23 protein-coding genes are annotated in these 20,704 nt (G+C 71.2%); 8 read left to right on the top strand and 15 right to left on the bottom strand.

Going from position 1 to position 20,704, the window contains the following annotated elements; genetic code table 11:
* Positions 1 to 15: 15 nt before the first annotated feature.
* From P8627_RS10005 to hslO, 4 genes are all read right to left on the bottom strand, one after another.
* The gene (locus P8627_RS10005; RefSeq protein ID WP_279963956.1) at positions 16 to 600 is read right to left on the bottom strand and encodes a LysE family translocator; all 585 of its coding nucleotides are present in this window, start codon (positions 598 to 600) and stop codon (positions 16 to 18) included.
* Between the two features lie 109 nt (positions 601 to 709).
* On the bottom strand, positions 710 to 1,846 hold the full coding sequence (locus P8627_RS10000; RefSeq protein ID WP_279963955.1) for a CCA tRNA nucleotidyltransferase: 1,137 nt from the start codon (positions 1,844 to 1,846) through the stop codon (positions 710 to 712).
* Positions 1,830 to 2,423 (bottom strand): NUDIX hydrolase, encoded by a 594-nt coding sequence (locus P8627_RS09995; protein WP_279963954.1) that lies wholly within the window; start codon positions 2,421 to 2,423, stop codon positions 1,830 to 1,832. Before P8627_RS09995 ends, P8627_RS10000 begins: the two co-directional genes overlap by 17 nt.
* Entirely contained in the window at positions 2,413 to 3,423 is a 1,011-nt protein-coding gene (gene hslO / locus P8627_RS09990) for an Hsp33 family molecular chaperone HslO (RefSeq protein ID WP_279963953.1), read from the bottom strand. Before hslO ends, P8627_RS09995 begins: the two co-directional genes overlap by 11 nt.
* 420 nt (positions 3,424 to 3,843) lie before the next feature.
* Between hslO and P8627_RS09985 the strand changes: the two genes are divergently transcribed.
* Positions 3,844 to 4,284: an NUDIX hydrolase gene (locus P8627_RS09985; RefSeq protein ID WP_279963952.1), complete on the top strand. Its 441-nt coding sequence runs from the start codon at positions 3,844 to 3,846 to the stop codon at positions 4,282 to 4,284.
* Here the strand turns inward: P8627_RS09985 and P8627_RS09980 are convergent.
* Positions 4,281 to 5,531, bottom strand: coding sequence for a PP2C family protein-serine/threonine phosphatase (locus tag P8627_RS09980; protein WP_279963951.1), 1,251 nt, complete (start codon positions 5,529 to 5,531; stop codon positions 4,281 to 4,283). The genes P8627_RS09985 and P8627_RS09980 overlap by 4 nt on opposite strands.
* A 133-nt stretch (positions 5,532 to 5,664) precedes the next feature.
* Between P8627_RS09980 and P8627_RS09975 the strand changes: the two genes are divergently transcribed.
* Positions 5,665 to 5,982: an Hpt domain-containing protein gene (locus tag P8627_RS09975; protein ID WP_279963950.1), complete on the top strand. Its 318-nt coding sequence runs from the start codon at positions 5,665 to 5,667 to the stop codon at positions 5,980 to 5,982.
* A gap of 19 nt (positions 5,983 to 6,001) precedes the next feature.
* Here P8627_RS09975 and ilvA read toward each other — a convergent pair whose 3' ends face one another.
* On the bottom strand, positions 6,002 to 7,246 hold the full coding sequence (gene ilvA / locus P8627_RS09970; RefSeq protein ID WP_407932932.1) for a threonine ammonia-lyase IlvA: 1,245 nt from the start codon (positions 7,244 to 7,246) through the stop codon (positions 6,002 to 6,004).
* Positions 7,239 to 8,003 carry a hypothetical protein gene (locus P8627_RS09965; protein ID WP_279963949.1) on the bottom strand — a complete coding sequence of 255 codons (765 nt, stop codon included), beginning with the start codon at positions 8,001 to 8,003 and terminating at the stop codon, positions 7,239 to 7,241. Before P8627_RS09965 ends, ilvA begins: the two co-directional genes overlap by 8 nt.
* 142 nt (positions 8,004 to 8,145) lie before the next feature.
* Between P8627_RS09965 and P8627_RS09960 the strand changes: the two genes are divergently transcribed.
* The 5 genes from P8627_RS09960 (at position 8,146) to msrA (ending at position 12,210) form a co-directional block, all read left to right on the top strand.
* Positions 8,146 to 8,589: a PRC-barrel domain-containing protein gene (locus tag P8627_RS09960; RefSeq protein ID WP_279963948.1), complete on the top strand. Its 444-nt coding sequence runs from the start codon at positions 8,146 to 8,148 to the stop codon at positions 8,587 to 8,589.
* Positions 8,590 to 8,689: 100 nt separating this feature from the next.
* Positions 8,690 to 9,907 carry an argininosuccinate synthase gene (locus P8627_RS09955; RefSeq protein WP_279963947.1) on the top strand — a complete coding sequence of 406 codons (1,218 nt, stop codon included), beginning with the start codon at positions 8,690 to 8,692 and terminating at the stop codon, positions 9,905 to 9,907.
* A gap of 72 nt (positions 9,908 to 9,979) precedes the next feature.
* The gene (locus P8627_RS09950; RefSeq protein WP_279963946.1) at positions 9,980 to 11,002 is read left to right on the top strand and encodes an AbrB family transcriptional regulator; all 1,023 of its coding nucleotides are present in this window, start codon (positions 9,980 to 9,982) and stop codon (positions 11,000 to 11,002) included.
* Positions 11,003 to 11,020: 18 nt separating this feature from the next.
* Positions 11,021 to 11,500 (top strand): CIA30 family protein, encoded by a 480-nt coding sequence (locus P8627_RS09945; RefSeq protein WP_279963945.1) that lies wholly within the window; start codon positions 11,021 to 11,023, stop codon positions 11,498 to 11,500.
* Positions 11,501 to 11,559: 59 nt separating this feature from the next.
* On the top strand, positions 11,560 to 12,210 hold the full coding sequence (gene msrA, locus P8627_RS09940; protein WP_279963944.1) for a peptide-methionine (S)-S-oxide reductase MsrA: 651 nt from the start codon (positions 11,560 to 11,562) through the stop codon (positions 12,208 to 12,210).
* Positions 12,211 to 12,271: 61 nt separating this feature from the next.
* On the opposite strand, the gene P8627_RS09935 is transcribed toward msrA, so the two are convergent.
* Positions 12,272 to 12,616: an HNH endonuclease gene (locus P8627_RS09935; RefSeq protein ID WP_279963943.1), complete on the bottom strand. Its 345-nt coding sequence runs from the start codon at positions 12,614 to 12,616 to the stop codon at positions 12,272 to 12,274.
* 10 nt (positions 12,617 to 12,626) lie between these two features.
* Here P8627_RS09935 and P8627_RS09930 point away from each other — a divergent pair, with 10 nt between their 5' ends.
* Positions 12,627 to 13,817 (top strand): TIGR03862 family flavoprotein, encoded by a 1,191-nt coding sequence (locus tag P8627_RS09930; protein ID WP_279963942.1) that lies wholly within the window; start codon positions 12,627 to 12,629, stop codon positions 13,815 to 13,817.
* Positions 13,818 to 13,835: 18 nt separating this feature from the next.
* Here the strand turns inward: P8627_RS09930 and P8627_RS09925 are convergent, their stop codons facing one another.
* The 7 genes from P8627_RS09925 to leuS are packed head-to-tail and all read right to left on the bottom strand — an operon-like array spanning position 13,836 to position 20,692.
* Positions 13,836 to 14,570 (bottom strand): hydroxypyruvate isomerase family protein, encoded by a 735-nt coding sequence (locus P8627_RS09925; RefSeq protein ID WP_279963941.1) that lies wholly within the window; start codon positions 14,568 to 14,570, stop codon positions 13,836 to 13,838.
* A complete protein-coding gene (gene otnC, locus P8627_RS09920; RefSeq protein WP_279963940.1) occupies positions 14,567 to 15,214 on the bottom strand; it encodes a 3-oxo-tetronate 4-phosphate decarboxylase in 648 nt (215 codons plus the stop codon). Before otnC ends, P8627_RS09925 begins: the two co-directional genes overlap by 4 nt.
* Entirely contained in the window at positions 15,211 to 16,068 is an 858-nt protein-coding gene (gene ltnD / locus P8627_RS09915) for an L-threonate dehydrogenase (RefSeq protein WP_279963939.1), read from the bottom strand. The genes otnC and ltnD overlap by 4 nt, the downstream gene beginning before the upstream one ends.
* Entirely contained in the window at positions 16,061 to 16,648 is a 588-nt protein-coding gene (locus P8627_RS09910; RefSeq protein WP_279963938.1) for a glutathione S-transferase family protein, read from the bottom strand. The genes ltnD and P8627_RS09910 overlap by 8 nt, the downstream gene beginning before the upstream one ends.
* 21 nt (positions 16,649 to 16,669) lie before the next feature.
* Complete coding sequence (gene holA, locus P8627_RS09905) at positions 16,670 to 17,668, bottom strand: DNA polymerase III subunit delta (protein ID WP_279963937.1); 999 nt, start codon at positions 17,666 to 17,668, stop codon at positions 16,670 to 16,672.
* The gene (locus P8627_RS09900) at positions 17,665 to 18,162 is read right to left on the bottom strand and encodes a hypothetical protein (RefSeq protein ID WP_279963936.1); all 498 of its coding nucleotides are present in this window, start codon (positions 18,160 to 18,162) and stop codon (positions 17,665 to 17,667) included. The genes holA and P8627_RS09900 overlap by 4 nt, the downstream gene beginning before the upstream one ends.
* Positions 18,149 to 20,692, bottom strand: a complete 2,544-nt coding sequence (leuS, locus tag P8627_RS09895) for a leucine--tRNA ligase (RefSeq protein WP_279963935.1) — start codon at positions 20,690 to 20,692, stop codon at positions 18,149 to 18,151. The genes P8627_RS09900 and leuS overlap by 14 nt, the downstream gene beginning before the upstream one ends.
* Between the last annotated feature and the right edge of the window lie 12 nt (positions 20,693 to 20,704).

Raw genomic sequence — 20,704 nt, 5'->3', positions numbered from 1 at the left:
CTCCGATATAGCCTCTCAGGCCAGAAAAACCATCAGCCCGGAGGCCGCCAGTGCCGCCGCCATGACGGAGGTGAAGACCCGCCAGGCCAGCGGCGTCGTCAGGAGATAGGCCAGGAGCGTCCCCGCGAAGGTCCAGAACAGGCAGACGAACAGGTTGATGCCCGAGAACGCGCTGCCGATCCGCAGCGCCTCCAGCCCGGCGGGCAGCCCGCTGGCATAGCCCGAGGCGGCGGCCAGCGCGACGATCCAGATCTTGGGATTGACCCACTGGAACAGCACCGCCTCGACGAAGGTGAAGGGGCGGTCCTTCTCGCCGTCGACCTTCGCCCCGCGCGAGCGCAGGAGTTTCCAGGCCATCCACAGGATCCAGCCCACCGCGATCACCTGCAGCGTCAGCTTCAGGGCGGGCAGCGCCAGCAGTACCGCGCCGACCCCCAGCGCCGTCAGCGCCGAGGTCACGCCCACGCCCGCCGCCACGCCCAGGACATGCGGGATCGTCGGGCGGAATCCGAACCGCGCGCCCGAGGCGGTCAGCAGGATGACGTTCGGGCCGGGGGTGAACAGCCCCGCGAAGACGAAGAGGTAGAGCGGATCCAGCATCCCGGCTTGGTGACGCCCTTCGCGCCCCGATGCAATCGCGCTCGCATGCGGATCGGCCGGGCCGGGGGCCAGCCCCCGGACCGCCGAGGTATTTCCGGCCGGAGGAAGCTCAGCCCCGCGCGATGGCCGCCAATGCGTCGCGGTCCAGCCGGCCTTCGCTGTCGCGCCAGGCCGTGCGCGCCCGCTCCAGCGCTTCGCCCAGCGCCGGGCCGGAGAGGTCCGGCATCAGGTCGCGGGCCGTGAGCGGGAAGGCCGCCGCCGCGCCGGCCGCCGCGCCCGCGAGCGCCGCCGGATCGACCGGCTGACCCGTCAGCGCGGCGCGGATCCGGAGCGCGTCCCCGGCCCGCGCGCCCAGCGCATCGCCCAGCGCGAAGGGCGCCATCCCGTCCCGCGCGCCCTGCGACAGCGCCGCGAGCTCCCGCGTCTCGGCCTTCGACAGCCGCAGGCCCGACGCGTCGCCCCCCAGCGCCGCCATCCGCGCCACCCAGTCGTCCACCCCCAGATGCACCGCCGGGGCCAGCACCGCCGCATCGGCGCCGGGCAGCACATGCGCCAGGATCCCCGTCTGCGCCATCGCCGCCACCGCCGGCGCCGGGTCGGGCGCGGCCAGCAGCCGGCGCATCTCGTGGCCCACGCGCTCGGCGCTCAGCCGGTCCAGCCCCGCCTGGTGGGCCGCGCAGGCGGCCAGCCCCTCGGCATCGAGCCCCAGCGCGGGATCGCCGTACCAGGCGGTGAAGCGGAAGAAGCGCAGGATGCGCAGGTAATCCTCGTGGATGCGGTCGACCGGGTCGCCGATGAAGCGCAGGTGCCGCGCGCGCAGGTCGGGCAGCCCGCCCAGCGGGTCCACCACCGCGCCCGTGGCATCCGCGTAAAGCGCGTTCATCGTGAAATCCCGCCGCGCCGCGTCCTCGGCCACGTCGTCCGAGAAGGCCACGCGCGCGCGGCGGCCATCCGTCTCCTCGTCGCGGCGGAAGGTGGTGACCTCGTGCGGCTTGCCGGCCGAGACGACGGTCACCGTGCCGTGGTCGATCCCCGTGGGCACCGGCTTCAGCCCGGCCGCGCGGGCCAGCTCGGCCACCGCCTCGGGGCGCGCATCGGTGGCGATGTCGATATCGGCCACCGGCGCACCCAGCAGCGCGTTGCGCACGCAACCGCCGACCGCCAGCGCGCGATGCCCGGCCCCCTCCAGCATGGCGAAGACCGCCTGCGTGGCCGGGTCCGTCAGCCAGTCATCCTCGATCCGCATCCACCCGTTCCGCCATGCCCCGCAGGATGCGCGCCGTGGCACCCCAGATGTAATAGGGACCATAGGGCACGGCGTAGTAGCGGCGCCACTCCCCCCGCCAGCGGCGGCGCTCCACGACATAGGCGCCCCGGTCCAGCAGATGCGCCAGCGGCACGTCGAACACCTCGTCGACCTCGCCCGGCTCGGGGACCGGGTCGAATCGCGCGACATGGGCCAGCACCGGGGTCACGGCGAAGCCGGTCACCGTCTCGTGGGCGGGCAGGCGCGTCAGGATGCGCGCCGCGCCCGCGGGCAGGCCCACCTCCTCGGCGGCCTCGCGCAGGGCGGCGGCCTCGGGCGTCTCGCCCGGCTCGTGCTTGCCGCCGGGAAAGGCGATCTGGCCCGGGTGGTGGCGCAGCCGCGAGGACCGCTTGGTCAGCAGCACCCGCAGCCCGCCATCGCCCTCCAGCAGCGGCACCAGCACGGCGGCGTCGCGCAGCACGCGGCGGCCGGGCAGCACGACATCCGGGTTCAGGTCAAAATCCGACGAGGGCGGCGCCGGGCGATCCAGCGCCGCCAGAAGGGCCTCAGGCGTCATCGGCGCCCTTCGTGGCCTCGAAGCCCAGCGTCTCGGGGTCAAACTCGTAATGCGCCCCGCAGAACTGGCAATCGGCGGTGACGATGCCGTCATCGGTCGTCATATGGCCGATATCCTTGGCCGAGTAGATCGACAGCGATTCGCGCACCTTCTCGGCGGAGCAGGAGCAGCCGAAGCGCACCGGCTGCGGGTCGAAGACGCGCGGCCCCTCCTCGTGGAAGAGCCGCAGCAGCAGGTCGGTGGGCGCGAGGCCCGGGCCGATCAGCTCCAGCTCGTCGGTGGTGTCGAGCAGGATGTTCACGCGGTTCCAGTTCTCGCCCGCATCCTCGTCCAGCACGTCGGAGGCCGAGAGCAGCCCGCCCTCGCCCGAGCCGCCATCCCCGGCGGCGCCCATGCCCAGCTTCGGCATGTGCTGGATCATCACGCCGCCCGCGCGCCACTGCTCGTCCCGGCCGGCCAGCCGGGACCGGCCATGGGCCAGCGCGAAGCGCGTGGGCAGCTGCTCGGATTGCGCGAAATAGGTCTCCGCGCAGCTCGACAGGCTCCCGCCCGAGATGGGCGTGATCCCCTGGTAGGGCTGCATGTCCGGACCCTGGTCGATCAGGATCGCGAAATAGCCCTTGCCGATCAGGTCGAACGGCTGCGCCCCGTTCAGCGTCATCTGCCCCAGCCGGTCGGAATCGTAGCTGGCATAGGCGCGGATCCGCGCCGGCGCGCCGTCATCGGTGGGGCTGTAGTAATCGGTCGCGATCAGCCGCGCCGGCCCGTCGCCGCGCACCTGCAGCGACAGCTTCCAGCGCAGCTTGATCGTCTGGCCGATCAGCGCTGTCAGAAGCGCCATCTCGGCCACCAGCGACTCGATGGCGGGGGGGTAGGCGTGTTGGGCCAGCACCTCCTCCAGCACGCCATCGAGGCGCGCGACGCGCCCGCGGATGTCGCTGGCGTCGAGCTGGAAGGGCAATACGGTGTCGTCCCACAGAAGGGTTGTCGCGTCGCTCATGGCGGGATCCTCGTCTCGCGGCCCGGGGTGCCACGGGGGCGGCCGGGCGGCAATGGTTGGGCCCTAGATAGGCCCGCCGCCGGGTGACGCAAGGCGATGGCGGCGGGGGCCCGGCCAGCCGGCGCGCGGCCGCTCCGGGGGCCCGATCCCGCGCCGCCGGTCCGGGCGTCGCCGGGCCGGTCGCCTTCGCGCCGCGCAGGGAGGGCGAGGATGATCCTGCCGACCTCCGTCGCCCTGCCCAACCGCAGGTGCTGGGTTATGCACCCGGCGCCCGCGCCTTGCATCGCAAAAAGCCCGACCGGTTCGGTCAATCGGGTTTTGAGGCGTCCGGCCCGGGCGGCCCGGCCCGCCCAGATCCGGCCCCCTTAAGCGACCACCCGCCCGGTTGCGCCCCGGCCCGGCGGGGCCCAGACAGGCGGCATGCTCCCCGTCTTCGGCCCCCCGCCCCGTCCCGCGCAACGCTGGCGCCACCGCCCTGGCGCCTATGCCGTGCTGATCCGCAACGGCCGCGTGCTGGTGACCGAGCAAGACGACGGCACGACCGTCGAGATCCAGCTTCCGGGCGGCGGCATCGACCCGGGCGAATCGCCCCTGCCCGCGCTGGCCCGCGAGGTGCTCGAGGAGACCGGCCATTCCTGCCGCATCCTGCGCCATCTCGGCAGCTTCCGCCGCTTCACCTTCATGCCCGATTACGGCTTCCACGCCGAGAAGCTCTGCCATGTCTTCCTCGGCCGCCCGGGCCTGCGCCTCGGCCCGCCGCGCGAGGCGGGGCATCGCGGGCTCTGGCTGACGCCGCAGGCGGCGCTGGCGCGGCTGGCCAATGCCGGCGACGCCGCGATGCTGGCCCGCGCGATCCGCTAGGCGCCCCCGAAGCGCAGCATCAGCATCGAGATGTCGTCGTCGAAATCGCGCCCGCCCGCATGGGCGTCGAGCGCCGCGCCGACATGGTCCAGCGCCGCCTCCGTCGCCTCGGGCACCCGGCCGAGGATCGCGGCCAGCCCGTCCTCGCCCAGCATTGCGCCGCCGCGATCCATGCATTCGGTCAGCCCGTCGGAATGGCACATCAGCATGTCGCCCGGAGCCATGCGGTCGCGGACGCATTCGAACCGCGCCCCGGGCAGAAGCCCCACCGGCGGCCCGCCGCCGCCCAGCGTCTCGACCCGGCCGTCCGCCCGGCGCAGCAACGGGTGCGGATGCCCCGCCTGGCACAGCTCCACCGCCCCGCTCTCCAGATCGACATAGGCCAGCACGGCGGTGAAATAGATATCCGAGCCCAGCTCGCGCAGCATGAAATCGTTGAGCCGGTCGATCACCCGGTCGGGCCGCGACGGCGGCGCGCCCGGGTCGTGGAAGGCGATGTTGCGCTGCGGCGACCTCCAGGAGAATTTGCCCGCCAGCCGCCCGGTCAGCAGCGCCGAGGCGATGCCGTGCCCCGACACGTCGATCGAATAGAGCGCGATCCGCGTGGGCGAGATCGCGAAATGCCCCACCAGGTCCCCGCCCACCTGCCCCGAAGTCACCAGCCGCAGGCTCACCTCGGACCCGGCGACGCGGATATGGGCCGGCGGCAGGAAGGCGCGCTGCAGCTGGCGCGCCTCGGCAAGGTCGCGCTGGATCAGGTCGTGCATCCGCTGCAGCTCGCCCAGCGCGGCATCGGTCTGCGCGTTCCGCTCCAGGAGCTGGGCCTCCATCTGCAGGATGCGCCGCCCGGTCTGCACCCGCGCCCGCAGCTCGGCGGGATCGAGCGGGCGGGTGACGAAATCATCGGCCCCCGCCTCCAGCCCGCGGGCCTTCTGCGCCCGGTCGGTGACCGAGGTCATCAGGATCATGTAGACGTATTCGTCGCGCCCGAAGGCGCGCACGGCGCGGCAGAAATCGGGACCGTCCATGCCGGGCATCTGCCAGTCGCTCAGGATCATGCGGATCGACGGGCCCGGCTGCAGAAGCCGGCTCAGCGCGACGCCGGGATCGGGCGCCGTCTCGACCTCGAGCCCGGCGCGGCGCAGCACAGCGCTCAGAAGCCCGCGCTGCGAGGCGCTGTCGTCGACGACCAGGACCCGGATCGGCGCGAGCGGGACGAAATCGGCGGGCACGGGAAAATGGCGCATGGGGCAGATCGCAGCGACGGGGGCCGGACCTGCCTAGAGGCCGCTGCCTAACGCAATGTGAAGACGCGAATTGCGCCGATCCCGGGCCGCGGCGTTAACCGCGCCTTCACCCCCCGCGCGCCAGGCTCGCGCCATGATCGATCGCAGCCGCCTTGCCGAGCTCGAGGCCGAAATCGGCGCCGAGGATACCGCCATGATCTTCGCCCTCTACCTCGAGGAGGCGGAGGAGGCCGTGGCCCGCATCGCCGCCGGGCTGCCGCCCGACGACCACCGTCGGGCACTGCATTTCCTGCGCTCGGGGGCGCTCAATATCGGGCTCATCGGCGTGGCCGACGCCGCGGATGCGGGCGCCGCGCCCGTGCCCGCCACGGCGCAGACGCTGGCCCGCGCGCTGGCCGATGCGCAGGCCGCCTGGCCCGGGCCCGCGACGCCGTATGTGGGCCCGCCCTGATCTGCGCGGGCCGCGCGGCTCAGATCACAAGCTCGCCCAGCATGGGATCGTCGCTCAGATCGGTCCAGGTGAAGCCGCTTTCGCCCATCCGCGCCTCCAGCCGGGCGAAATTCTCCGGCGCGCTGGTCTCGATCCCGATCAGGACGCTGCCGAAATTGCGCGCCGATTTTTTCAGGTATTCGAACCGCGCGATATCGTCCTCGGGCCCCAGGATATCGAGGAAATCGCGCAAGGCGCCGGGCCGCTGCGGCATCCGCAGTACGAAATACTTCTTCAGCCCGGCGAAGCGCATCGCCCGCTCCTTGACGTCCGGAAGCCGCTCGAAATCGAAATTACCGCCCGTGGTGACGCAGACGACCCGGCGGCCCTCGATCTCGGGACCGAGATCGCGCAGCGCGTCCACCGACAGCGCGCCCGCCGGCTCCAGCACGATGCCCTCGGTGTTCAGAAGCTCCTGGATGGTGATGCAGATCCGGTTCTCGGGCACCCGCAACACGTGCTGCGGCGGCACCTGGCGCAGATGCGCGAAGGTGCGGTCGCCGATCCGCGCCACCGCCGCGCCGTCCACGAAATTGTCCAGCCGCTCCAGCGTCACCGGATGGCCCGCGGCCAGCGCGGCGGTCAGGCTCGCGCCGCCCATCGGCTCGACCAGCCGGATCTCGGGCATGCGCGGCAGGTCCGGCCCGCGCGCGCGCAGATAGGCCAGCATCCCCGCCGACAGCCCGCCCCCGCCCACCGGCAGCACGATCATATCGGGCGGCTCGGGCATCTGCTGCAGCATCTCGACGGCCACGGCGGCCTGCCCCTCGATCACGTCGTCATCGTCGAAGGGCGACAGGAAATGCGCCCCGCTCTCGGCGCAGAAGGCCTTTGCGGCGGCCAGCGTGTCGTCGAAGAAATCGCCCGTTAGCCGGATCTCGACCCGGTCGCCGCCGAACAGCCGCGTCTTGTCGATCTTCTGGCCGGGCGTGGTGACCGGCATGAAGATCACGCCTTCCATCCCCAGGTGCCGGCACATCCAGGCCACGCCCTGCGCGTGGTTGCCGGCGCTGGCGCAGGCCACGCGCCCGCCGCCCAGCTTGCGCATCGCGTTGAACGCGCCGCGCAGCTTGTAGGACCGCACCGGGGTCAGGTCCTCGCGCTTGAGCCAGATATCGGCGTTGAACCGGTTCGAGAGATAGTCGTTGCGCGCCAGCGGCGTCGCCGGGAACAGGTCGCGCATCGCCGTGGCCGCGGCCTCGGCGCGGGTGACGAAGTCAATCAACGGGCCGGCCCTCGACCACGTGGCCGTAGAGCACCGTCAGCAGCGACACGCCCAGCAGCAGGCCGATCCAGCCCACCACCGCCTGGTAGATCACCGTGATCAGCCCCATCGCCCCGTCGATCGCCGTGGGCAATTGCAGCAGCAGCGAAAAGCCCACCGTCAGCAGCGCCAGCACCGCGAGCGTGCCGAAATGGCCCTTGGTGTACTCCAGCGCCTCGCGGAAGCTCATGCTGCGGCCGATCGCGCAGGCCGGCAGCACGACGGCCAGCCGGTAGAAGACGATCATCGCCGCGAACATCGCGGCCGAGCCCATGACCAGCGTCGCGAAACCGCTCGGCATGGCCATGGCGAGCGTCGCGATGGGGATCGAGACGACGAGAACGGTCGCCGCGACCAGCAGCCCGATCAGGAAGGTGCGGCCCAGATAGCCCAGGATCTCGGGCCCGTGCAGCGGCGGCACCCAGCCCGTCGGACGCTCCTCGATCAGCACGTAGCGGTGCCAGGCCAACGCCACCCAGATCGTCACCGCCAGGTTCACCAGCGCGACCAGGAGGCTGTCCGTGATATAGCCCGGATCGACCTCCGCGCCCTCGGCGCCGATCAGCGTGCCCATGCCGGCCGCGTCGGGATAGCGCGTCGACAGCCACAGGCCCGCCCCCACCACCAGCGCGTAGGGCACCGCCGAGACGCGGAGCGCGTCGGGCAGGTTGTCCAGCAGGAGCGTGATGGCCCTGACGAACATCTTCCAGCCTAGCATGGGTCTCTCCGGGGATGGCGGTTCCCGACGTGCCTAAGCCGCGCCCCCGGTCCCGTCAACGCGGCCCCGTCGGCACGGTCCCGCCGGAACGCGCCGACGGGCGGCGGCGTTGATACCGGTAACAAACCTGCAGGAGAACCAAATGCTTCGTCCCCTTACCGTCGCCGCCGCCATCGCGCTGACCGCCCCCATGGCCCTTGCCGACGCGCATTCCGACAGCCCCTTCGCCGACGGCACGCTGCAATACGGCGAGGATTACCTCGCCACCACGCTGATCGGCACCCGCGTGCACATCACCGAGGACGAGCTCCTGCCCGGCGTCGCGCTGGCCACCGGCACCGTCGACGAATGGGACGATATCGGCGAGATCGGCGACATGATCATCGGGGTGGACGGCACGCTCGACGCCGTGATCATCGATGTCGGCGGCTTCCTCGGCCTGGGCGAGCGCGAGGTCGCCATCAAGTGGTCCGCCCTGCGCGGCGTCTACGAGGAGGACAACCTGCAGGAGTATTTCCTGGGCCTGAACCTCACCCGCGAAGAGCTCGAGGCCGCCCCCGAAGTCACTCGCGTCCCGGTGCAGTGACGCCCCCGCGCGGGGGGCCAAGCGCCCCCCGCGCCCCCGATGCGCCCTTGCGATGGCTGCGCGGACGGCCTACCCGCGTGGCCAAACATCGGAGGACCGCATGGACGCGCCCAAGAAAGTCGTGCTCGCCTATTCCGGCGGGCTGGACACCTCGATCATCCTCAAGTGGCTGCAGACCGAATACGGCTGCGAGGTGGTGACCTTCACCGCCGATCTGGGCCAAGGCGAGGAGCTGGAGCCCGCCCGCAAGAAGGCCGAGATGATGGGCGCCGCCTCGATCCATATCGAGGATCTGCGCGAGGAATTCGTCCGTGATTTCGTCTTCCCGATGTTCCGCGCCAATGCCGTCTACGAGGGGCTCTACCTGCTCGGCACCTCGATCGCCCGGCCGCTCATCTCCAAGCGCCTGGTCGAGATCGCCGCCGCCGAGGGCGCCGACGCCGTGGCCCATGGCGCGACCGGCAAGGGCAACGACCAGGTCCGGTTCGAACTGGCCGCCTACGCGCTCAACCCCGACATCAAGGTCATCGCACCCTGGCGCGAATGGGACCTGACCAGCCGCACCAAGCTCATTGACTTCGCCGAGAAGCACCAGATCCCGATCGCCAAGGATAAGCGCGGCGAGGCGCCCTTCTCGGTCGACGCGAACCTCCTGCACACCTCGTCGGAGGGCAAGGTGCTCGAGGATCCGGCCGAGGAGGCGCCCGATTACGTCCTGCAGCGCACCACCCGCCCCGAGGACGCGCCTGACACGCCCGAGATGGTCGAGATCAGTTTCGAGAAGGGCGACGCGGTGGCCATCGACGGCCAGGCCATGTCGCCCGCCGCGATCCTGACCCGGCTCAACGAACTGGGCGGCAAGCATGGCTGCGGCATCCTCGATCTGGTCGAGAACCGCTTCGTCGGCATGAAGTCCCGCGGCATCTACGAGACGCCGGGCGGCGCGCTCCTCTTGGAAGCGCATCGCGGGATCGAGCAGATCACGCTCGATTCGGGCGCGGGGCACCTAAAGGACTCGATCATGCCGCGCTACGCCGAGCTCATCTATAACGGCTTCTGGTTCTCGCCCGAGCGCGAGATGCTGCAGGCCCTGATCGACAAGAGCCAGGAGCACGTCACCGGCACCGTGCGCCTGAAGCTCTACAAGGGCGCGGCCCGCTGCGTGGCGCGCTGGTCGGACCACTCGCTCTATTCCGAGGCGCATGTCACCTTCGAGGACGATGCCGGCGCCTACGACCAGCGCGACGCCAAGGGCTTCATCCATCTCAACGCGCTGCGCCTGAAACTGGTGGCCAACCGCAACAAGCGGGTGGGCTGAGACGGCGATGGCGGCGGGCCGGTTCCTGTCCGGGAATTGGACCGCCCCCCGCCGCCCCCGGCACATCGCCTGATGGCCGCGATCCCCCGCCTCTTGCTGACCTTCGCGATCTGCGTCGCGGGCGTCGTGGCGTTCCGGCTTCTCGCCCTGCCGCTGCCCTTCCTGCTGGGCCCGCTCTTCGCCTCGTTGATCGCCGCGCTGGCGGGGCTCCGGCTCGCCAGCTGGCCCCCGCTCACCGATACGATGCGCACGATCCTGGGCCTCGCCGTCGGCGCCTCGCTCACCCCGGCGCTGGCCGCGCAGCTTCCCGCCATGGCCCTGTCGCTGATCCTCGCGCCGCTCTTCCTGATCGCGGCGGGGGCGGCGGGCTATCCCTATCTCCGCCGGGTCTGCGGCTTCGACAAACCCACGGCCTTCTACGCCGCCATGCCCGGCGGGCTGCAGGACATGCTGATTTTCGGCGAAGAGGCGGGCGGCGACCCCCGCGCGCTTTCGCTGCTCCACGCCACGCGGGTCCTTCTGATCGTGACGGTCGTGCCCGCGCTGCTGACGCTGATCTGGTCGATCGACCTGACCGCGACCCCCGGCGCCCCCGCCACCGAGTTCGACCCGTCCGAGCTGGCGATCATGGCTCTTGCCGCCGTGGTCGGCTGGCGCGCGGCGAAATGGATCGGCCTCTTCGGCGCCTCGATCCTCGGGCCGATGATCCTCGCGGGCGGGCTCTCGCTTTCGGGCGTCATCACCCAGCGCCCCCCGGCCGAGGCGATCCAGGCGGCGCAGTTCTTCATCGGCATGGTCGTGGGCGTGAAGTATTCCGGTATCACCATGGCCGAGGTCCGCCGCTTCCTCGTCGCCGGGCTGGGCCACGGCCTCGTCCTCACCGTCATCGCCGCCATCTTCGCCGAGGCCGTGGTGCTCGCGGGCCTCGCCCCGCAGCTCGACGCGATCCTTGCCTTCTCGCCCGGCGGTCAGGCCGAAATGGCGCTTATGGCCATCGTCGCGGGCGCCGACGTGGCCTATGTCATCATGCACCACCTCGTGCGCATCATGCTGGTCATCACCTGCGCGCCGCTGGTGTTCCGCTGGCTGCGCTGACGCAAGGAAGGCTCCGCGATGCAACTCGATCTCGACTGGGAATTCGTCGCCGACACGGTGATGGGTGGCGTCTCGCAGGGCCGCGTGACGCGCGAGACCGTGGACGGGCGCGACGCTGCCCGGCTCACCGGCCAGGTCTCGCTCGACAATGATGGCGGCTTCATCCAGATGGCCGCCGATCTCGACCCCTATGGCCGGCCCGTCGATCTGTCGGCCTATTCCGGGCTGACCTTCGACGCCTTCGGCAACGGCGAGAGCTACGAGCTGCGGCTGCGCACGGCCGACCTGACGCGGCCCTGGCAATCCTACCGCATGAGCTTCACCGCCCCGCCGCGCTGGACCCGCGTGACCGCGCCCTTCGCCGAACTGGACGCGCACCGGACCGACGCGCCCTTCGATCCCGCACGGGTCCGGCGGCTGGGCATTCTCGCCGTGGGCCGCGCCTTCGCGGCGGATGTCGCGATCACGGGCCTCGCGCTCCTGACCACGAAGCCGTGAGGGGGGCTGGCGCAACCCGCCCCGCCCGCCGCACGTTCGGAAGTCAAAGGAGACCTGCAATGCCCCTCGCCCGATCCCTCGCGCCCGCCCTCGCCCTCCTCGCCCTCGCGCCCCGGCCCGCCGCCGCGCAGGACACCGACGCCACCGCCATCGTCGCGGGCGGCTGCTTCTGGTGCGTCGAGGCCGATTTCGAAAGCGTGGGCGGCGTGGGCGACGTCGTCTCGGGCTTCACCGGCGGCACCACGCCCGATCCCGAATACCGCGCTAGCGGCGATCATATCGAAGCCGTCCGCATCCCCTTCGACGCCTCGCAGATCAGCTACCGCGAGGTCGTGGACCTGTTCCTGCGCTCGATCGACCCGCTCGATGCCGGCGGGCAGTTCTGCGACCGCGGCCTCGAATACACCACCGCGATCTTCGTCGACGGCCCCGAGCAGCGTGCCGCCGCCGAGGCCGCCCTGGCCGAAGCCGAGGCCGAGCTCGGCCGCGAGATCGTCACCCCGATCCGCGACGCCTCCGAATTCTACCCCGTGGGCGACTACCACCAGGACTACTACAAGTCCGACGAACGGCTCGCCTTCTCCTCGGTTGGCTTGGCCGTCCCGAAATCCGTGGCCTACAAGCGCTACCGCGAAGGCTGCGGCCGCGACGCGCGGGTGCGGCAGGTCTGGGGCGACGACGCGCCGTTCCTGCCCGACGCCAAGGGCTGAGCGCCGCAAATCACGTCCGACACGGATCACCCGCAGATCACCCGTGGATCACCCACGAAATTCAGCGCCGTTTCCACCCCCGCCGCGCCCCCGGCGTCTTCGAGTGGAACTCGGGCGGCCGCTTGCGGATCCAACCGATGAACTTCGCCAGCCTCGGGTGACGGCGCAGGTCTTCCGGCGTGTTCCAGACCCGCGCCAGCTCCGCTTCCGAGGCGCTGGCGTGGATCTCGTTGTGGCAGATCTGGTGCATCAGGACGACCGGCCCGCCCTTGCCCCCGCGCAGCTTCGGGACGAGGTGATGCAGGCTCTGCTTCGCCGCCGCGGGGATCGGCCGTTCGCAGAGCGCGCAAAGCGGCAAGCCCGTCTCCGGGTCGACCGCGTTGCCTTCGGGGATCGTCTGCGCCATGGCCCACAGGATGGAGCGAGAGCGCAGACAGGCAAGCGTCGCCGTGATCGGCGCGGGGCCCGCCGGGCTGATGGCGGCGGAGGCGGCATCCGGCGCGGGCGCGCGCGTCGCGGTCTACGACCACATGCCCAGCCCCGCCCGCAAGTTCCTGATGGCCGGCAAGTCGGGCCTGAACATCACCAAGGTCGAGCGCGATTTCGCGGCGGCCTATGATTGCCCGCACCTCCTTCCGTTCCTGCGCGATTTCGGCCCCGACGCGGTGCGCGCCTGGATGGCGGGGCTGCGCCAGGAGAGCTTCGTCGGCTCCACCGGCCGGGTCTTCCCCACGGCGATGAAGGCCTCGCCCCTGCTGCGCGCCTGGCTCGCCCGGCTGGACGCCGCGGGCGTCACCCTGCACCGCCGCGCCCGCTGGACCGGCTGGGACGGCGATGCGCTGACCTTCGCGGACGGCACGAGGGCATCGCCCGACGCGACCGTTCTGGCGCTCGGCGGCGCGTCCTGGCGCAGGCTCGGCTCGGACGGGGAATGGGCAGCGCGGCTCCCCGATCTGGTCGCACCCTTCGCGCCCAGCAATATCGGCTTCCGCGTCGACTGGTCCGCGCATATGGCCCGCCATTTCGGCAGCCCGCTCAAGAATATCGGCCTGATCGTCGGCGGCCGAACCCATCGCGGCGAAATCACCCTCTCGGCCGAGGGGCTGGAAGGCGGCGGGCTCTATCCGCTGACGCCCGAGCTGCGCGCCGGCGCGCCGCTCGCGCTGGATCTCAAGCCCGATCTCGCCATCGACGCCCTGCGCGGACGTCTCGCCCGCGCGACCGGCAGCTTGTCGAACCGGCTCCGGAAGCTGGGGCTGACTCCGGCGATGATCGCACTGGTCCACGAGGTCGCGCGCCCCCTGCCCGACGACCTCGCGCCCCTGCTCAAGGCCCTGGCCATCCCACTGCAGGGCCCACGCCCCATGGACCAGGCGATCAGCACCGCGGGCGGGCTGCGCTGGGACGCGCTCGACGGCGACCTGATGCTGCGCGCCCGCCCCGGCACCTTCGCGGCCGGCGAGATGATCGACTGGGAGGCGCCCACCGGCGGCTACCTGCTGACGGCCTGCCTCGCCACCGGACGTCATGCGGGGCGGGCCGCGGCGGCCCATGCCGGGGCCCGTCTTCCTCTGGCCGGAAATACCCTCGGGGATCCGGGGGGCTAGCCCCCGCGGTCCGACCCCTCAGCGCCAGTCCCGCAACCAGTCCAGCGATGCCTCGGTCGCGCCCTCGGGCCGGTATTCGGCCCCGAATGGCGCGTCCCAGTCCAGCGCGGGCAGGAGCCGATCATAGGCGATCTCGCCGCGATCCGGGCGGCCCCGGTCGGGCACGCCCGCGAATTGCACATGGCCCACGATCTCGCGGATGTCGCCGAAGCGGCGGGTCAGGTCGCCCTCCATCACCTGCACGTGGTAGCAGTCGAACATCAGCTTCAGGTTCGCCCGGCCCATCGCGTCGATCAGCACGGCGGCCTGCCCGGTCGTGGTCAGGAAGTAGCCCGGCGCGTCGTAGCGGTTGAGCGGCTCGATCAGGATCGTCAGGTCGGGCGCGGCGTCGCAGGCGTAGTGCAGCGTCTCGCGATAGGCGGTCTCGGCCTGCGGGCCCTCCGCTATACCGGCCATGACATGCACGGCACCCGCGCCAATGGCGCGCGCGTAGGCCACCGCCTCGTCCACCGCCTCGCGCGCGGCGACGCCCTGGCCGGGGATCGCCGACAGGCCCCTCGTCTCGCCCCGCCGCGTGTTGAGCCCGAGGCAGGGCAACCCCGTCTCCTCCAGCGCCGCCTTCACCTCGCCTGCCGGCACGTCGTAGGGCCAATGCATCTCGACCGCGTCGAAGCCCGCGTTCTTCGCGGCGCGGATGGCGTCGGGCAGCGGCGTTTCGGGCCAGAGGAAGCCCAGATTGGCCGAAAATCTCATGCGTCCCACTCCAGGTCGAAGCGCGCGATCACGGCGCGCTGCTGCGCCCCGGTCAGCGCGCGCGGGTTCAGGCCGCGGGTCAGGAGCGCCAGCTGCGCCGTGGCCTCCAGCTCCTCGATCGCGTTGCAGGCGGCCTCCACGTCACGGCCCGCGACCACGGGCCCGTGATTGGCCAGCATGACCGCCGAGCGTTTGCCCGCCAGCCCGCGCACCGCCTGTCCCATGGCCGGATCGCCGGGCAGGAAGAAGGGCAGCAGTTCCACCGGGCCGAGCTGCATCATGCCGTAGGGCGTCAGCGGCGGCAGGAATTCCTCCCCCGGCTCGGTCAGCAGCGACAGCGCGACCGAATGGCAGGAATGCAGATGCACCACCGCGCCCGCCGTGCCCCGCGTGTCGTAGAACGCGCTGTGAAGCGGCATCTCCTTGGTGGGCCGATCGCCGTCGACATGATTGCCATCGGCGTCGAACCGGGCCAGCCGGCCGGGGTCGAGCCGCCCAAAGCTGGTGCCCGTGGGCGAGACGAGGAGGCCGCCATCCTCGGTGCGCGCCGAGATGTTGCCCGTCGAGCCATGCGTCAGCCCCCGCTCGAAGAGCGACCGCGCCAGAAGGCAGAGCGTCTCGCGCAGGCGCGCCTCGGCGCTCACGGCAGGGTCACCCCGGCCTGGGCGGCGTAGACCTTCGCGACGGCGGCGTCGTCCTCGGCCTGAAGCCCCATTTCCGCGGCGGCGCGGAAGCGGGCCAGCGCGGTCTCGGTCAGCGGCATCTCGATCCCGGCGGCCTTGGCGATGTCGCCCACGATGCCCAGATCCTTGAGCCAGATCGGGATGGCGGAGCGCGGCGTGTAATCGCCGTCGCGTATATGGGGACCGCGGTTCTCGAGCATCCAGGACGTGCCGGCACAGGCGGGGATGACCTCCATGAACTGCGCCGGGCTGACGCCCTGGGTCATGCCGAAGACCATCGCCTCGGCCATGGCGGCGATATGGGTGCCCGCCAGCATCTGGTTGACCGCCTTCATCGCCGAGCCCGCGCCGACCGCGCCCAGCTCGAACACCGTCTCGGCCATCGCGTCGAGCGCGGGGCGCGCGGCGGCGAAGGCCTCGGGCGAGCCGGCGGCCATGATCGACAGCTTCCCCTCCGCGGCCTTCACCGCCCCGCCCGAGATCGGCGCGTCGAGATAATGCAGCCCCAGCGCCGCGCAGCGGCCGGCCATGTCGCGGGCGAAATCGGGCGCGACCGTCGCGCAGGCGATGACGACGGCGCCCTTGCGCATCTCGCCCGCGATGCCGCCCGCGCCGAACAGCACCTCCTCGGTCTGCGCGGCGTTCAGCACGACCAGAACCGCGGCATCCAGATCGCCGACCGCGATCTCGCTGCCGCCATCCAGGACGGCATCGGGCCGGACGTCGTGGCCCACGACCCGGTGCCCCGCGCGCAGAAGCGACCCCGCCATCCCGAGGCCCATCGAGCCCATGCCCCAGACACCCAGATCAGCCATGTGCGACGGCCTTCCGGAAGGCGGGGCGCGCCCGCATGCGGTTCATGTGCTCGCGCAGCCCCTCGGGCAGGTCGAACTTGAGGCCCGCCGCCCAGCCGCAGCAATGCGCCAGCAGGAAATCGGGGATCACCGGCTCCTCGCCCATCAGGAAGGGGCCGTCGCCGAGGATCTTCTCCATCACCTCCGCGTAGCGGCCGAACTGCCAGCGCAGGCTGTCCTTGACCGCCGGGACGCGCTGGTCCTCGGGCAGCACGAAACTGTGCTTGGCATAGGACCAGAGCACGGCGTCGAAGGTCTCGTTGATGGTGTTGGTCAGCGCGTCCTGCCGGGCCCGCAGATAGCTGCCCGCCGGATGGGTGAACCGGCCGGCGCGGTCGGCCAGCATGGTCATCATCGCGACCGAGTCGAAGAGCGGCCCCTCCTCGGTCTCCATCACCGGGATCTTGCCGTGCGGCGACACGGCGAAGGCTTCGGGCGATCGCGGCATGACGGGGACGAATTCGAACTCGGCCCCAAGCTCCTCCAGCAGCCAGAGCGGCCGCATCGCCCGGGACTTCACCTGGCCGTAGAGTTTCAGCATCGCCCCTCCCCGGCGGCCCCGTCAGGACCGCGCCATCATCGCGAGCCGGATCAGCGCCCGCTCCATCACCGCCATCTGAGGCGCGCGGGAGGATGAACGCAAGGTCAGGTCGGTCTCCATCAGGAGGGCGAGCGCCTGCTCGAGCTTCGCCGCGCCCCAGCCGCGGACCTGCCGGTCCATCGCGTCGCGGCGCGGGCCGAAGACCGGCGGGCGCAGGTTGCCGACGCCGCCGCCAACCGCCGCGGCATGCAGCTGCTGGAAATGCCGGGTGGCGAAGATCACCAGCTGCACCGCGGCGACGCCCTGCCCGCCCAGGCGCTGCATCAGCGGGCCGATCGCCTGCGCGCGGCCCTCGGCGGCGGCGGCGATCACCTCGTCGGTCTCGGCATCGACGGTGGCGGGGGCCATGGCGGCGACGGCCTCGGGGGTTGCTTCCTCGGCCCCTGCATAGAGCGCGATCTTGGTCAGCGTCTGGCGGAAATCGCCCGGGTCCAGCGCGGCGGCCAGCGCCTCGACGTCGCGCCGCGCCTCGGATGTCAGGCGCAGCCCCTCGGCGGCGATGGCCGCCTCGATCTCCTCCTGGCCCATCGGGTCGTCGTAGAGCGCGACGGCCACGGCCTTGGCATGGCCCTCGAACCCCTTGCGCAGCTTGGAGGTCTTCTTGAGCGAGCCGGCCGTCACCACCAGCGCGGCGTCGCCCTCGGCCCAGTCGCCCAGCGCGGCGAGGATCGGGGCAGCCTGAAGCTCGGTCACGCCGTCAACGAAGACCACGCGCGGGCCGGGGAAGAACCCCACGGCCTTCACAGCGTCGGTGACCGCGGCGGGATCGGCTTTCGCATCGGCCCCGGTCATGCGGGTCAGGCGAATCTCGGCCTCGGCCTCGGGCCCGGCGAGATTGGCGATAAGCTCCTGCCGCTTCAGCGCGACGCGCATCGCGTCGGCGCCGTAGATCAGCGCCCCCGCCGTGCCCGGATCGGGCCGGGCGAAGAAGCGCGTGGCGGCCGCGCCGTGCAGGTTCACGGGTCGAGGCGCGGCGCTTCGGCGAGCAGCCGGGCGACCACGGCATTGGCGAGGATCACGGCGAGGCGGCGCTGGGCGTCGCGCTCGGACTCGAGGGTCGAGATGGTCGAGCCCGTGGCCGAATAGGCGGTGAAGCTGGTCTCGCGCCCCGAAAGCACCGGCGCGTCGGTGCCGACGGGCGACAGCGTCCAGTCGAGCCGGCCCTCGATGTTGAAGCGGGTGATGTTGTTCGACCCGTCGATGGCCAGCGCGACCTCGTCGGTGACGAGCGCGTATTCGAGGTCGTAGCGGGGCGTCGCGGGCAGGCCCAGCCGCTCCTCGATCTGGCGGACGAAGGCGAAGGCGATGTCGGTATCGGGCTCGGTCGCAAGCACCGCACCGCGCAAGGCGGCCGCCTCGCCCGCGGGGCCGTAGACCGGCGCGAAGCCGCAGCCCGCCAGCACGGCCAGCGCCGCGGCCAAAAGGCCCCGGCGGGAGATCTCAGACCACGACATTCACGATCCGCCCGGGCACGACGATCAGCTTCTTCGGGCTGGCCCCGTCGAGGATGCGCTGCACGGCGTCGTCGGCCATCACCGCGGCCTCGACACCCGCCTTGTCCATCGCCTTGGGCACCGTGATCTCGGAGCGTTTCTTGCCGTTGACCTGGATCGGCAGCGTCACGCTGTCCTCGACCAGAAGCTCGGGATCGGCGACGGGCCAGGGCGCCTCCATGACGTAGCCCTCGCCGCCCAGCAGGTGCCAGACCTCCTCGGCCAGGTGCGGCGTCATCGGCGCCATCAGCTGCGCCAGCACGCGCATCGCATCCTTACGGGTCCCTGCGCCGGCATCGGATCGGTTCAGCGTGTTCGTGAACTCGTAGAGCTTGGCGACGGACTTGTTGAAGGCGAAGCCATCGATACCCTCGGTCACCTCCCGGATGGCGCGGGCGGTGGCGCGGCGCAGCTCCAGATCGGCCGCGTTCGGAGCGCGGTCGGCGCGGGCGATATCCTCGGCCAGCCGGTGGACGCGGCGCAGATGCTTGTGCACCGCCTCCGCGCCCTCGGGCGTCCATTCGAAATCGCGCTCGGGCGGGCTGTCGGAGATGACGAACCAGCGCGCGGTGTCGGCGCCGTAATTGGCGACGATATCCATCGGGTCGACGACGTTCTTCTTCGACTTGGACATCTTGATCGCGGGTACGATCTCGATGGCCTCGCCCGTCGCGGTGACGGTCTTCGTCGCAAGGTCGACCTCCTCGGGGAGGTGATAGACCGTGCGGCCGCGATCGTCCTTGGTGACATAGGCCGGATGCGTGACCATGCCTTGCGTGAACAGCGCCTCGAAGGGCTCGCGCGCGCTGTCGGGCAAGTGGCCGGTTTCGTTCATCGCGCGGGCGAAGAAGCGGCTGTAGAGCAGGTGCAGGATCGCGTGTTCGACGCCGCCGATATACTGGTCCACGTTCATCCAGTAGGCGACGTCCTCGGGCACGGTGGGCGTGTCGGCATCGGGCGCGGTGAAGCGGACGAAATACCACGAGGAGTCCACGAAGGTGTCCATCGTGTCGGTCTCGCGCCGGGCCGCCGCGCCGCAGGCCGGGCAAGACACGTCGCGCCAGGTCGGATGCCGGTCCAGCGGGTTGCCGGGCATGTCGAAGCTGACATCGTCGGGCAGGCGGACGGGCAGGTTCGCCTTCTTCTCGGGCACCACGCCGCAGGCGTCGCAATGCACGACGGGGATCGGACAGCCCCAGTAGCGCTGGCGCGACAGGCCCCAGTCGCGCAGGCGGTATTGGACCCGGCCCTCGCCGATACCCTGCGCCTCGGCCCAGTCGATGGTCGCCTCGATCCCTTCCGTCCCCGTGGCGGTGCCGAGGCCCGCGGGGCTGTCGATATAGGCGACCGTCTCGGTCTTGGGCGGCACGAAGGCCTCGTCGGCGATCGCGAAATCCTCGGCCCCGACCGGCTTGAAGGTCGCCACCACGGGCAGGTCGTATTTGCGCGCGAAGTCCAGATCGCGCTGGTCATGGGCGGGGCAGCCGAAGATCGCGCCGGTGCCGTAATCCATCAGCACGAAATTCGCGACCCAGACGGGCAGCGTGCCGCCCAGCGGGTTGGCGACCGTCAGACCGGTGTCGTAGCCACGCTTCTCGGCCTTCTCCAGCGCCTCCTCGGTGGTGCCGCCGCGGCGGACATCGACGGCGAATTTCGCCAGATCAGTATCGTCCCGGGCCAGCGCCTTCGCCAGCGGATGCTCGGGCGCGATGGCGATGAAGGACGCGCCGCGCAGCGTGTCGGGGCGAGTGGTGTAGATCTCGATGCCGTCATGGCCGTGGACGGGCTGCGACAGCGCGAAGGTCATCTGCAACCCGCGGGAGCGCCCGATCCAGTTTTCCTGCATCAGGCGGACCTTTTCCGGCCAGTCCTTCAGCCCCTCGAGCGAGTCCAACAGGTCCTCGGCCATGGTCGAGATGGCGAAGGCCCATTGCGTCAGCTCGCGCCGCTCGACCTCCGCGCCGGAGCGCCAGCCCTTGCCGTCGATCACCTGCTCGTTGGCGAGCACCGTCATGTCGACCGGGTCCCAGTTCACGACCGCGGGCTTGCGGTAGACCAGCCCGGCCTCCAGCATGTCGAGGAACAGCGCCTGCTGCTGGCCGTAATATTCCGGATCGCAGGTGGCGAATTCGCGCGACCAGTCGATCGACAGGCCCAGCGGCTTCATCTGGCCGCGCATCACCTCGATGTTCTGGTAGGTCCAGTCTTTCGGATGCCCGCCCGAGGCCATGGCCGCGTTCTCGGCCGGCATTCCGAAGGCGTCCCAGCCCATCGGGTGCAGCACGCTGAAGCCGCAGGACGCCTTGTAGCGCGCGATCACGTCGCCCATCGTGTAGTTGCGCACATGCCCGATATGGATGCGCCCCGAGGGATAGGGGAACATCTCGAGCACGTAGTATTTCGGCTTCTCGCTGCGCCGGGCCCGGAACAGGTCGGCCTCGGCCCAGGCCTGCTGCCATCGGGCCTCGATGGCGGAGGGGTCGTAGCTCATCGCGTCGGTCCT

The sequence above is a fragment of the Jannaschia sp. GRR-S6-38 genome (assembly GCF_029853695.1).
GTDB lineage: Bacteria > Pseudomonadota > Alphaproteobacteria > Rhodobacterales > Rhodobacteraceae > Jannaschia > Jannaschia ovalis.
Note: the sequence above shows the minus strand (reverse complement) of the source record. Positions and strands in the feature narration are given on the sequence as shown.